This window comes from Aporhodopirellula aestuarii (assembly GCF_023701485.1).
Lineage (GTDB): Bacteria > Planctomycetota > Planctomycetia > Pirellulales > Pirellulaceae > Rhodopirellula > Rhodopirellula aestuarii.
Window position 1 is genome coordinate 97935 of sequence record NZ_JAMQBK010000049.1, and the last position, 15412, is coordinate 113346.

At 59.7% G+C, this 15412-nt stretch carries 1 protein-coding gene (running past one end of the window); it reads left to right on the forward strand.

Features of this window, described 5'->3' with window-relative positions:
- Positions 1–15122, forward strand: the 3' portion of a protein-coding gene (locus NB063_RS18650; protein ID WP_250930273.1) for a hypothetical protein. 12181 nt of this gene lie to the left of the window's left edge; 15122 of the gene's 27303 nt are visible here — the last part of the coding sequence; its start codon lies off the left edge, out of view; its stop codon occupies positions 15120–15122.
- The last annotated feature ends 290 nt before the right edge of the window (positions 15123–15412 follow it).

The following is a 15412-nucleotide window of genomic DNA, read 5'->3' on the forward strand; positions in this document are numbered from 1 at the left end:
AACTGCCAAACATCTACGCCGCTCCCGGTTCGGTTTACGTCGACGCCTCGGCTCCGTTCACCTACAACCCCAACGTGATGGCTCGGGACGAATCCAGCATCACGATCGAAAACAACACACCGTTCATCCCGATCGTCGGTGAGACCATCGTCCGCGACAACCGACGGGTCGTCGTGATAGATGACGAGCTCGTCCAGTTCGAACCCGGATTTGTCTACCACAACTATCGCAAAGTCCTTCCCGTCGCCGATCCGAACGCACCCGCAGGTCACGCCGGAGCAAGCACGGGAGACAACTCATCGAGCTTCGGCACCTCGACGATCACGATCACCAACAACACGATGACCGCCGACGACGCGGGAATCGCCGTCCCCAACACCGAATCGACTGACGGTCTGGTCACTGAGGGCACTCCCCCCACGTTCACCGCCCCAAACGATCTCTACATCAGCGGCGATGTTGTCAACGAAAACGGATCGGTTCACATCGTCAACGCGTTCGGCAGCATCACCGTCAGCGGCGAAGTGCGTGGTGCGTCGGTCAACATCGAGGCTGGCAAAGACTTCAATCTCAACAGCGAAGATTGGCTGCATACCAATCGCGACCCTCGGCAATACATCAACTACCAGTACTACCGCAGTGCCGTCTTCAACAAAGATGGTAACCCGCGATATCGAACCTACGACGACGCAGCCGATGTCGGAGTTCCGGCCTTCCGCTCGTTCCGTTTCTCATTCTTTGGATTGTTTACCAGAACGTTCTACATCCCGATTCCGGGCGGAGGAAGCAACCTCGAGGAGTCCATCAACGAAGACGAATCCGCGATCACCGCGCAGGGTGCGATCACGATCACCGCACGTCAACTCAACGTCAACGGACTTATCCAATCAGGCGTCGACACGATCACCGTTAACGTCCCATCGACATTCCATCAAAACTCCTCAACCACGTCGCTGACCGACAGCAACGGCAACGGTATCGGCGGGATCACATTTACCAGCGGTGCGGAACCGGTTTCGGTCCCCGTCAGCGGTTACTTCGACGCGGCCAAACAAGCGATCGTTTTCAACCCGATCACTCCCACCGGCGGACGCATCACACTCGCCGGACGGCTGATGTCGACAGGTAACGGACGCATCGTCGCCGCCCATGGACACGCCAATGTCAAGATCGACAACCAAAGCGGTTACGACGTCATCCTCAACGAGATCGACACGACCACCGACCGCGTCGGCCAAATCATCCTGCTCGATACGAACAGTTTGACCAAAACGGTCTACACGATGAGCGACGCCGGCATGGAGGCAACCAACTACGTCGGAACGTTCATCGAAGGCGAATCAGACACGGCATCCGGAGTCGACGCACTCTCTCGCATTGAATATTCACTGCACCCAACCAATCCGACCGTCACCGACGCCAGTGCCGACCCGGTCATGCAATACCGTCCAGGTATCGTCAATCAATTCGGCAACAGCGATCCCGCACCCGAACTGCTCTACGTCTGGGTCGAAGGCCAAGACAAAACCAAGGTCGTTGTTCAGAAGTACGAGAAACGTTCGTTCAACCTGTTCGGTGACAACGCCTTCGGTGACTTCCTCGTCAAAGACGGATCGTTTAAATGGGAAACCGTCAACTTCCGTGACGCCTACCCGATTCTCGAGTCCGAAGTCCTCGTCGGTGCCGGCGAGGCTGGCTATCCGACCAATGAATCAGGTCACACCTATGCGAATGGAAAAGCCTACACAATCAAATATTCCCAGGCTCCCGACGCCACCGTCGAAATGAAGGCGAACACTCACGTCTATATCGTTGGGAACAACCACGAGGGTCTCAACGGATCGAACCTGTACTACAAATACGTCGGTCCCCTTCCCGCCGAATTCGAACTCTCCAAACAAGACTACGGAGACACCGACAAATGGGAAGTCGTTGCGTCGGGTGATTTCCCGAAAGCCTCCGGCGGTATCTTCCCAGGTAACGTCGTGGGCAGTGATTTTAAAAACGAGAGCCAGAACGCGCGACGCTGGACCACCGGGGGTGGATGGCTGCGAAAGAAAACCATTCACACCGAAATCACCACCGCCACCGGTGTTACCGACTACTACACGCACACGCTCAAAGCCGACTATCCGATCGACATTTCGTTTATCGGTGGCGACACCACGTCGACGATCGATGTCCATTCCGGTGGGAACATCATCCTTAAAGGCGACATCGACGCGCCCGATGGCAGCACGATCCTGTTCAGTGCCGGCAAGGACGTCATCGGCGCCGGGACGGTCGGTTTCTATGGTGTCACGCCTGAAATTCACACCGGCGGCAGCATCGACGTGAACGTCGAAACCGACAACGGCCCGCTGATCATTTCCGCTGGCGGTACCGTCCGCGTCGACGGCATCACAAACCAGCTCATCCGGCAACAGCAAGAAGAGCAACGCTACAACGATCTCGCGCCGCCTGTACCCGCGGCAGCCGCCTTTGCGAGTTTCGGCGCCGGCGAACCCGAACCCACCCCGGGCACGATCACAATCGACCGCATCGACGCCACCGGTGACGTTTTCATCACCGCCGCCGAAGGTATCGTCGTCCTCGCCGATTACCAGCGTGACACAACCACCACCGCCGAACCGGCTACCAACTGGCACATCCGCGGCAACCACATCGAACTCAAAACTCGCTCGGGAACGATCGGCGCCGACGGCAGCCCGATCCGCATCGACAGCAATATTTACGGCGACGGCGGGTTGTCGGCGTTCGCCGAACTCGACATCCACGTCGAAGAAGAAACCGGCAACCTCGTGCTGCTCTCGCCAAAGAGCTACAGCAGCCAGGTGACGGCCGACCTCGCCGACCCTGACGCAACCAACGAAGGTAAACCCGCCTCCGAGTATCGCAAAGACATCTCGGTCCGATCGCTCCACGGCAGCATCTTCCTGACCACCCTCCACGGCGACATCCGTGACGGGATCGAAGAAGTCTTGCAAGGTCCCACGATCGACGAACTCAACGCCCTCAACGCTGAACTCGCGATCACCGACAAAGAAGCCCGAGAGGCCGTCGAGTACGGCATGATCAATCTCGAGTCGGGACTGACCGAGCGTTACCACCGCTATTGGACCGAAACCCGAGGAGCCAGCCGCACCGAATCGATCGCCTCCGCCGTCGACGCGGCCACCGAGGAACTCATCTTCGGCTCCGACCAAGGACTCACCACCGGCGACGCGGTGATCTTCAACCTCACCGAAGACACGTTTGTCGACATCGGATTGACCGATGGCACGCTGTACTACGTCGTCGTCGATCCCGCGGCCCCCGAACGAGTCGCCTTCGCCGCATCGCATGCCGACGCTGTTGCCGTCACCCCAACGCTGGTTCCCCTTTCCCACGGCGGGCCCGTCGAAGCATCCGATTACTCGATCCGCCGCGATGTCGCGACCGAGATCAGCATCGCGTCGATGAACCACGAAACCGATGTTATCACGACCACCGCACCTCACGGTTTATCCGACGGCGACGAGATCATCTTCGACATCGGACTGGTGCCTGCTCGCGACGCGATGAACGGTGCAAATTGGACCGCGAAAACGATCGACCACACGCAGAACGGAAACGACACCCAACTGGTCAACCTTTCCACCGGCGACATCATCCTGTTGCTCAGTGGCGAGTTAGTGCATTACACCGGCACGGGTGAAACCGATTTCGACTTGCAATCGGGTAACTTCAGCACGTCTGATTTCAACTCCTCGACAATCCGTCTGGACGCCCGCGCGTTGAACTTCACGGATCGTGTCGAGTTCTTACCTGGCGATTACGCGTTGGACCTTACCGGTAACCTCGTGCAGTACACCGGCACCAAAACCAAGGTCATCGAACTCGCCACCCCGATCCCGTCGGACACCGGTGCGTTTGCCCCCACACGTCAAGGTCTCCGCGCCGGAGTCACGTACTACGTCGCCGAGTCGACCGCGACGACCTTCAAACTGGGGATCACTCGAGCCGATGCGGCGATTATCGGCGGACACCTCGATCCCGAAACTCCATTCGACGGTTCGACCGATTATCTCACCGGCAAAACGCTCGATCTTCCCGAAATCAGTGGCGGATTCGGCGACCTTTCGCAGCTCAAATTCCTGCGTTACCACTACACCACCAACGCCGCCGAATTCACCGACGAAACCCTCGGTCTGAACAGCACGATCCGCAGCGGCGACTACGACGAAGACTACTTCTTTGTACTCGGCGAAACAAACACCGTTCCGAGCCCGACGAGCGAAACCGAGATGCTCGACGACCGGCAAACTCGTCGCACCGACCGGGCACTTTCCGCCGCCCAACTCGCCTCTCCACTGGCCGGGCCGCTACGCCGATTCCTATTCCCGCACACCGAACAAATCGGCTCCGGTGCATCAGCAGACACCTCCGAGACACTCAACATCCTCGGTGTCAACATCGAGTTGTTAGTCAACGGATCGGGCGACGCCGACGCGCCGCCATCGGGACGTATCGGGCAACTGTCTGCCGTCCGCACGTTCGACATGTCTCAAGGTCTCGGCATCCCGCAACAGGAAGTCGGTGAGTCCGCTAGCGATTTCCAAAACCGACTCGATGAATGGAGCGAACGCAAATCGTTCCTCGCACGAACCGCCGTCGACGACGTCATCGGCCGTCACTGCACCACTTACCGCTACACCGGCGCCGACGTCGGTACGTTCGCGTTTGAAGGCGTCGACTTCGCAACCCACCCGGACTTCGAAGCCATCACGGTGGACTTCAATACCACCGACGATGCGATCGCCCAAACCGTCACGCACGGAAACGTGGTCCTAGTCGAATACGACACCGTCAGTTACGGACTGTATGAGTTCGTCGCCGGAAGTACCGGACACAGCGAAACGTTCACCTTCGCTGCGCAAGACTTCACCGACACGAATCGGTGGAACGCGATGACGATCACGCACGAGAGTCATGTCGACGTGCCGCGTCAACTCGGCCCCGATTTCGACGCGTCCGCGTTCCTCGCACCAACCACCGTCGCCTATGGCAAAACCGTAGTCGTCACCGTCGATGAGGCGTTGAAGATTTTCCGATTCGTCGGCGTCGACGCAGGAAACAGCGAAGACGTCACGTTTTCCGGCGAAGATTTCACCGACACCGATCGATGGGAGTTTGTCGTCGACGGCGCCACCATTCCGTTGTCGCTCGAAAACGGCCAACTCGTCTCTGACACCACGGACCTGCAACGCGTCACCATCCAAATTGTCGACGACGTCAACATCGAAACGCTCGATTCGGACTCGCACAACGGCGACAACGACGGCACCCTGTTGGTAATCGCTGATGGCGACGTCGCACTCAACGGGGCCAGTGACCTGTTTGTCGAACAGATCGTCTCGGCAGGCAACGTTCGCGTGCGTTCGATCGGCGACCTCGTCGACTTGGAAACCGCCAACGGTGCCGCTGTCATCGCCGCCGGCGACGTGAACCTCAACGGAAAAATCATCCGCGGCGTCAACATTGTCGACGGAGTCAACTCGCCGCTGCGTGTTCTCGTTCCGCGCACCGCGGAATTGTCCGGATCATCCGACGCTGATTTCCGCGTCATCCAAGGTAACGGCACGTACGACGCCAATGGCACCGACATCACATACGACGACCTGATCGTTTCCCGAGCTTACGCCCGTGGCAACATGGACATCACGGTCACCGATGGCGATCTCACGATCGGCAAACTCGAAGCCCTCGGGATCGTCACACTGACCACCAACCAAAACCTCGTCGACGGATCGCCATCCGCGACCCCAACCGACTGGAACGTGTACGCACCGCAGTTGGTCTTGAACGTTGACGGCAACGTCGGCTCGCTCACCAACCCCATTGACCTCCGCGTCGCCCACGCGTTCGCCGACGCCCTGACGGGTGTCATCACGGGCGGCATCAGCGGCGAAGTCCAAGGCAACGCCTACCTCCGCAGCGACGTGTCGACGACGATCGGTAGTTACGAGAAAGACGACGAAGACAACGACGTCAAACTCGCCTTGACCGTCGACGGAAGCGTCTTCCAAATCAGCGTCGCGGGCGAACTCAAATTCATCCAACTCGATGCCGAATCGGCAACCACGACGATCAACAGCACGGGCAGCGTTCTCGACGGCCGCATCGTCACGCCAGACACCGACGCGCACATCGTCACCCACACACTTTCGATTAACGCCACCAGCGTTCCGACGCAAGACGCCACGATCGGTTCGATCGCCGATCACTTGTTAATCGATACGACCGACAACGGCAGCGGATGGCTTAACGCGACGGCTGACAAATCCATTTGGATCGATGAAGTCGCCGGGCCGCTGATGGTCAAACAAGTGCTCAGCAATTCGGGCAACGTCACGCTGTCGGCCGCCGGCAATCTTCTCGACGCCGACAACACTTCCGCCGACGACGTGATCGGCACCTCCGTCGAACTGTTCGCGGGACTCGCCGACGCGGTCGATGCCGTCATCCACAGCTCGATCGGTCTGTTCGCACATCCGATCCAAGTCGATACTCGCTCGACGTACACCGTCGATGCCGACGATGACAGCCAGCCGTCAGAACGTCTCGGCGCAACCACGACGGGCAGCATCTATCTGACCGAGACCGCGGGATCGGCCGTCATCGGCGACATCGTCAGCTCGGTGGCGGGCGACATCGTCGTCACGCTGCCCGATACCGCGGCGACCGGTGAAGACATGTTGCTCGACGTGGCCAGCCTCGTGATCGCGACGGACGGAAACGTGACCTTCCAGGTCGGTGATAGTTTCCGCATGGCACGTAATATCTCCGTCGACGGAGAAGGCGATCCCGTTTCGACGATCACCGCGAGCGGTGAGTTCCTCCTCAACGTCGACATCGGTGACATCGATGAAATCGGCAGCGTCATCGACATCTTCGAAAACATCGCCGCACCGATCTCACGCATCACCAGCGGCAACGACGAAGACACCGTCAACATTGAGTATCTCGACGAGAACCGTTACTACATCGACGGAACCGGCGGAACAGACGTTTACAACATCACACTGTCGGGCACCGGCAGCGAACGCATTTCGATCGACGACACCGGGGCTCCCGATGACGGCGTCGACTCGATCCTGATTCTCGGAACCGCCCACAACGATTTGTTCCTGTTGCGTGAGAAATTCGTCGCCCTGCTGCAAACGACCGATGAAGTCGATGACGACGACGGGCTCGAAGACACTTACGAACGCGTTGACTACACCGACGCGATCAACGCCCGGTTGCGGGTCAACTCTCTCGCCGGCGACGACACGTTCGTTAGCGACGACAACTCCGTCATCACCACGCTCGACGGCGGCATCGGAAAAGACACATTCCAAATTGGACAGGTCTTCAGCGGCAACCCGAACGAAACCGGCGGCGTGGCCGTCGAAGATCAGATCGCGCTGTTGGATCTTAAAGGGGACAACTTCCTCAGTCACGGCATCTCGATGCCGATGGTGATCTACGGCGGTGACGGCGGCGACAAGTTCACCGTCTTCAGCAACAAGGCTGCGATCCGGCTCGAAGGCGAAGGCGGCAACGATGAATTCATCATCCGTGCCTTCATCATCGACGGCGAAACCGTCATCGAAGGCGGTGACGGCGAAGACATCATCCGATACAACATCAACGCCCCCGTCAGCATCAACGGTGGGGCCGGAACCGACACCGTGACGGCCGTCGGCACCGAAGCCGATGACTCGTTTGTGTTGACCGAAGACGGTGTATTCGGTGCCGGGCTTAACGTGACCATCGACGGCGTCGAAGAAGCGGTCAAGGTCGACGGGCTCGAAGGCGACGACACGTTCTACGTCCTCGGCACCCGCAGCGGTGTTGCTTACACGATCATCGGCGGACTCGGATCCGACACCGTTGTCGTCGGCGGCGACGTCACGCAAACGATCGTTTCGACCGACAACCGCGGCTCGTCAGCGGTCGTGAACCACGGCACCGAAAGCCTGACCAACCCCGACTATGATCTCGCCGTCTTCGGAGGCATTCCAGTCACCGTCGCAGGTTCCGGTTCGGGCAGCGTCGAAACCAAAGTCGCAGGTGCGATCCTGATCACCGAATCCGGCGGTGCAACCAGCGTCGTCGAGGTGAATTCGCAGAAACCCGACGTCATCGACACGTATACCATCGCGATGGTCATCCCCCGTACCAAGAGCGACGGGACGGCCGAAGAGAACTACGATTACACCGACGCATTCGTGTACGTCACCATCTCCGCCGCTGGGGCGTCGACCAACGATGTCGACGACAACGGAAACCAAGGTGCGATGCTGGAAATCTCGATCGACGGCGGAACCACCTGGGTCCGCTCCGCCGTGGTCGTTTTCGACGGTAGTGACGTGGCGGAATGGAACAAGACCTACACGGTCCAGGTCCGCGGCATCGCCGATGACGCCGAAGAAGGCCAACGCCTCGCTCAAATCAACCACTCGGTGCTATCCAACAAAGCCGACTTCTATCGGTTCCCATTAGCGGACGTCCAAGCCACGATCTTCGATGACGATCAAGGCGGACTGATCATCAACGAGACCGAGAACAACACACTCGTCCTCGAAGGTGACACGGTCAGCGAACGGGTCGACGACAGTTACACGGTCCAGCTTACCAGCCAACCGACCGCTGATGTCACCGTCACGCTCGGCCAATCGATCCCCGACGACGACGTCGCGCAGGTCCAGTTCTTCGATCAGTTCGGCATCGAGATTTCGACGCTGATCTTCACACCGGCAAACTGGAACACGCCACAAACCGTCACCGTCCGAGCCATCAACGACACCGACGTCGAAAACATCAAACCACGCACGCTCACGCACACGATCACCGCGGGTCCGTCCGAGTTCACCTCCCACCCCGACGGCCCAACCGTATCGATCGACGTGCTCGACAACGACTCCGCCGGCGCCCTGATCGTGCAGTCCGACGGGAACACTCTGGTCAGCAAAGACGGCACGCTGACGGATTCGTACACAATCCGTTTGACCAAACCGCTGACCGGCACCGACATTGTCGACGTCCCGTTGAGGGACGACGGCCAAGTCATCCTATCCGCCCCTGGCATGTTCCCGGCCGTCGGCGACACCCCCGGCTACCTCCGCTTTAACGCAACGAACTGGTCCACTCCCGTGACCGTCACGGTGACGGGCAACGCGGCGTTCTCCTCCTCCGGCCAACCCCAGCTTTCGTTCGCGTATTCGGCACACTTGACGGCTAGCATCCAGGGGCCGATCGATTTCATCGGCGGTATCGGTGCGGAGAGCAATGAAGCCATCGCTCGCGCGATCATGTTGCCTCATGAGACCGCATTCGAAGTCGATCGCGGAGTTGACCCGACGGATGAGACCACGCAAACCGACCGATTGGAAGTCTACAACGACGCGTCCCGCACCGACGACAATTTGACCGTCACGGCGACCAACATCTCCGGCATCGGAATGGGTACCACGCCCGTTATCATCGAGGGCGAAGACGGCGATCCCGACACGACGCTGCCCGCCGGCATCAATTACCGCGACCTCGAAGTTGTCGAAATCATGTTGGGCAGCGGCAACGACAACATCGTCGTCAACTCCACCGCCGCGGGTACCATCACCGTCATCCACGGTGGCGGCAACACGATGCTCGAATCGGCCGTCATGGGCGGTGACACGTTCACCGTCACTGGTGGAGGTGTCGACGGAGACCTCAATCTCGAAAACGATATTGACGCACCACTGATCTTGCTCGGCGATACCTTCCAAAACGGAACCCGTTACGCCGCACCGGGCGATGTCGGAACCGGTGCCGCGATTCGATATGAAAACGCGGGCAACGACGTCTTCAATATTACTTCGTCCCACGGCGTGACCGTCTACGGCGGCCTCGGCAACGACACGATCAACGGCGGCTCGGGCGACGACCTGCTGCTCGGGGGTGGCGGTAACGACACGATCTTCGGCAACGACGGACATGACTCGATCCTCGGCGACTCGGGACTGAACGCGGACCTGTCCATGCGGATGGATCTCGCGACGTCGATCCTTTCCATCGTCCACACCAACGCCATGTTGACGGCGGAGCAAAAGACGCTCTTCCGCACCACCGCTGACTACGCTTTCAACTACGACGACATGACCGGTGGCGCTGCCGACAACCGCAACGACAATCTGTTCGGCGGCAACGGCAATGATCTGATCTTCGGTGACCACGGCAGCATCACGTTGGAGGTGATTCGGCCGTTCGATGACAACGAAACGCCGGAGATCCTCACCGACGACACCGCCGCGTCGACGGCCCTGTTGCTGTTGACCAGCCGCGCGGTCGTCAACGCCCGCAGCGAATCGACCGACATCGGCGGCAGCGACCAGATCACCGGCGACGCCGACAACGACCGCATTTTCGGCGGTTTCGGCAGCGACTACGTCAACTACTCACGTGACGGCGAAGTCCTCAATCCGGCCGGTGAAACGGGGCTCGACATCATCGTCGGCGATTCCGGATCGCTCACGTTCAGCCACGTCGACAACGTTGTCGAAACGGATGGATTCGGAATTCTCATCACCGCCAAAACGATCGCTTGGGAAGACGGAGCGAGCGATTGGATCACCGCCGGTGCGGGACGAAAAATCATCCTCGGTGGTGCCGGGGACGATCGCCTGCTCGCCGGTTCCGACACCGTCGCTGACTTGATCCTCGGTGACGAAGGCGTCGCCAACTTTGACGCGACCACGGGCATCATCACCACCGTGCAAACCACGACTCCGGGTGAAGGTGGCAACGACATCATCACGGCCGGCAACTCGACCAATATCCTGATCGGCGGCTTTGGCGGTGACACCATCACCGGCGGCGACGCCCGCGACGTGATCCTCGGTGACAACGGACGAGCAACGTTCAATGAAACCGGCGATCTGATCTTCATCGAAACGACCGATACCTCGATCGGCGGTAACGACATCATCACCGCTGGCGGTGGCGACGACGTCGCACTCGGCGGAGCGGCCGATGACACGATCGACGGCGATGCCGGGCTCGACGTGTTGATGGGCGATAACGGGCGCATCGACTACACCCTCGACGGCGACTTCAGTACGCTCGATCAAATCATCACGATCGACCCCACCATCGGCGGCATCGACACGATTAACGGTGGTGACGACAACGACACCATCATCGGCGGCACCGCGGGCGATATCCTGCACGGCAACGCCGGTCACGACATCATCCTCGGCGATCACGGCGAAGTCGACTTCCGACGGGTCGTCGACCGACGCGTGATCAGCCGTTTCATCGGGGCACTCGACGGTGGTGGCGACGATACCATCGACGGTGATGACGGCGACGATTTCATCTTCGGCGGCCAAGGTGGTGACACCATCCGTGGTGGTGCCGGGCAAGACGACCTTGTCGGGGGACACAACGTTCCCTTTGGTGCCGACGGCGACGACATCATCCATGGTGGTGACAACGAAGACGTCATCCTTGGCGACAACGGCTTAATCTCTCGCACATTGCTCAGCACGCAACTCGGCACGTGGGAGAACTACCTCGCACCGATGGACGCGATCGCCATTCGAGAAATCAACGCGTTCGACGATCGCGACTTAATCGGCGGCAACGATGAAATCTACGGCGATGACGCTCAAGACATTTTGATCGGACAGCGTGGCGACGACACGATCCACGGTGGAAACGAATCCGATGAGATCGTCGGCGGACTCGGCGGAGATACGATCCACGGCGACGCGGGCGTTGACTTCATCCTCGGCGATGCCGGTCAGATTCTGCGTGCGTTCAACGAGGACGGCACGCCTCGACTCAACCAAGACGGCGTGTGGCATCGAGACCTGATTACCGAACAAATCGGCACCGTCAGCGACATTGTGCCGATCGATCCGATCCAGCTGCAGAACCCACCCGCTGATCTCGCCGCGAAACTGCTCGCCGCCGACCGTGTTGTCTTCTCGGGAGTGCACCTGCCCGGCGGAGCGAAATTTTCCGACAGCGAAACCGGTCTTTGGCAAACGGTCGCCATTCTGATCGATCTCGTCGACGCCGACGACGATACCGTCAACGGTGGCGACGGCAACGACATCATCCTCGGTGACCGTGGCAACGACATTCTCTCAGGTGACGCTGGCGATGATACCGTCATCGGTGACCAAGGCATTAACCTGTCGCCCGCCTGGACAGACCTTCCACAAATGGTCGACGCGATCCGTTTGATCGGTGTCGACGCCATCGCCGACGATTGGACCGGCCTCCAACTCAGTCTGCATCCCGACGGACACGTGATTGTCCCCGAAATGGTTGCCCGAGTCGGCGACCTGATCGCCGAACGCCCACGATGGGACCGCGTTTCGAACGTTAATCCGGAACTCGCGGCGATCGCCAGCGAAGACTCGATCGCGACAACCAACGGACTCCTCCTCGCTCCATCGCTCCTAGCGTTTCCACATTTCTTCGGTCACGAGGGTGATCTCGACGGAAACGATACGCTCAACGGCGGCGATGACGACGATCTGCTCTTCGGCGATTCCATGATCGTCAACAACACATTCGATTCCGGCATCGCACCGCTCGACGCGGCACTCGATTCGCTCGAAACGGCCATGGCCGGAATCATGCAAGCCCTTGAGGGACTGGCTCTCGATCATGAACTCATTCGCAAATCGGTTAACGGCGAAGTCCTCAGCGGCGACGTGCGAGTCGGCAGTGACACGATTAGCGGCGACGCCGGCAACGACACCATCGTCGGGGACAACGCCACGTTCGAATTACCGACCAGCCGCAGCGTCCCGGGCGGCGGCACCGCCTCCCAAAACGCCATCGACCTGCAACGGTACTTCGCCGATTTCGAAACGCTCGCGGTCGACGCAATCGGCCTCGTCGGCGTCGCCCACCTCGGTGTCATCGATACCTTGCTCGCCGATGCCGAAGCCGACCGTCCTGGCCTGCCCGCAATCTCCGCCGGCGACGTCCAACACGTTTTCCTTCACGATCTCATCATCGGAGAAGACGAGATTTACGGCGACACGAAAAACGATGTCTCCGCAAGCGGGAACGATACCGTTGTCGGCGGCGACGCAATGTTCTTGATGCCGATCGTCACCGGCACCATCGCTGATCTTCCCGAGTCTTCCGTCACGGTCGGCCTCACCCCCGAAGAACTCGAATCGCTCAACCGCACCCTGTTGCTCGCCGCTGACACGAACACACTCAACCTGGAGTCTCGTCGAGAATCGCGAGTCATCAACCTTGAAACCGAACTCCGCGATCGACCATCGCTCGATCGGATCGCGATCGTTCCACGAGTCGACCGTGAACTCGATCAAGACGAAATTGACGGCGGGCTCGGTGATGACGTTTTGATCGGCGACGACGGCTTCCTCGTTCGCCCGCTCGTCACCAACACACCGGCCACCGAAGTCGAACAACGCGAGCTCGACAATCACGTCAGCGAACTGCTTGCACAAACCGTTGACGCCCATCGGCAAGACGCTGCCGATGATTACCAAAACTACCTCGGCCGGACACGTCTACGCAGCGAAGGTGCCGAACGCCTCCTGCCCGAAGCCCGGCACAACCAAATCGATGGTAATTGGGATTTCCAAAACGACGATCTGGTCGGGGGCGATGGCAATGACATTCTCCTCGGTGATAACGGTTCCATCGTTAGCCCCGTCTATGTCAACGATCCTGCCTTCTATCATTCGCTCCGAGCATCCGTTTACACGACCGGATACATCGACGACGCCGCTCGTACCTTCCTCGATGATCCGGCACTTCGGCTCGTCGACATTGACACCAATGAAGACGACCTCAATGGCGGGGATGGCAACGACGAACTCCTCGGCCAAATTGGTGATGACGTCCTGCGGGGCGGAGACGGGCAAGATGTGCTCCGCGGTGGAAACGGCAACGATCACATCGCCGCCATGTCTGGCGACCGACGCTACAACGACGGAGCCGACCAACCGCGACTCGACCTCGGCGAAACCCTTGGCACGTTCCGCAACGCCAACACGACGTCGGTCCATCAACGACTGCTGCTCGACGCTGCCGCTTCGGTCGACGCCAACGCCCAGTGGACTGTTACGCCGTCGCCGGAAACCGATCCCGGTACCGACCACGGAAACGTCGACCCACCAACACCTGTCGAACGCACTCTGACGATCACGCCGCCGGCCACAGCCACGGTGATCGGACAGGCGACCACGCTCTCGGTTGTCCTCGCGGACCTTCCCGTCACCGCGGTTGCCAACCTCGTGTGGGAGATCACGGATGCCGAGGGCAATCTCGTCGCGCAGGGTTCGGGAACCTCGTTCACCTTCACGCCATCGACCGCCGGCAACTACACCGCCAAAGTCACGCTCAGCGACAACGAAGCCGGCTTTGGATCAGCGACGCAAGCACTCACGTTCACCGCCATCGACACGCCGGACGACGTCGACAATCCTGGCCTGAAAGTTCTCGTCATCGGCGGTACCGAACTCGACGACGACATCATGCTGCTGAGCGTCCGCAACCAACCCAACTCGGTCGAAGTCCGAACGAAGAACGGCAACGGACCTTGGACACGCGTGATGTATGAAAACATCAGCCGCATCGAAGCCTACGGTGGTGCGGGTGACGATGACATCTCCACCGATCGACGACTCACAATCCCCGTCTTCCTCTTCGGGGGCAGCGGAGACGACAAACTCCTCGGGGGTGCCGCCAGCGATTACCTGTCCGGTGGCTCGGGAGAAGATCGCCTGATTGGCAACGGCGGCGACGACATCCTCGTCGGCGGTTGGGGAATCGACTTGCTCGATGGCGGCAGCGACGATGACCTGCTCATCAGCGACGAACTCGGTATCGTGCAAGGCAAGACCGACCACGACACCCTCTTCACGCGTTGGTCGCAATCGACCGACTCGGTGGCCGACCGACTCGCCGCGTTAATCGACGACCTCAGTGCCGCCAGTGAAAACGATGGAGCCGTCGATTTCATGAACGGCGGCACCGGTGCCGATGCCTACTTCGCCACGCTCTCCGATCGGGTCCAATTCCGATCCCGAGACGAAGACATCAAACACCTGTTCTAAAAACGCAGGGTCGTTCTGAGTTCCGTGCTGAGTCGCTGCTCACTTCCCCCCGCCCGGCAGGGCGAGGGAAGTGAGCCGTCAGGGGACGTCGATTGTTTTAGTGCTATTTGCAACGAAACTACGCAAGCCGTCCGGTAACTCGGGACCGGACGGCTTGCGTAGTTCCGCTAAAATTGAAGTCCCGCAGTAATTAAATTGAGCTCCCGCGATGGCTGTCCCGCGCAGGCACGTCACCGGACCTCAAATACTGCCGGCCAACGAAAGCGCAACCACTCCCACACTCCCACACT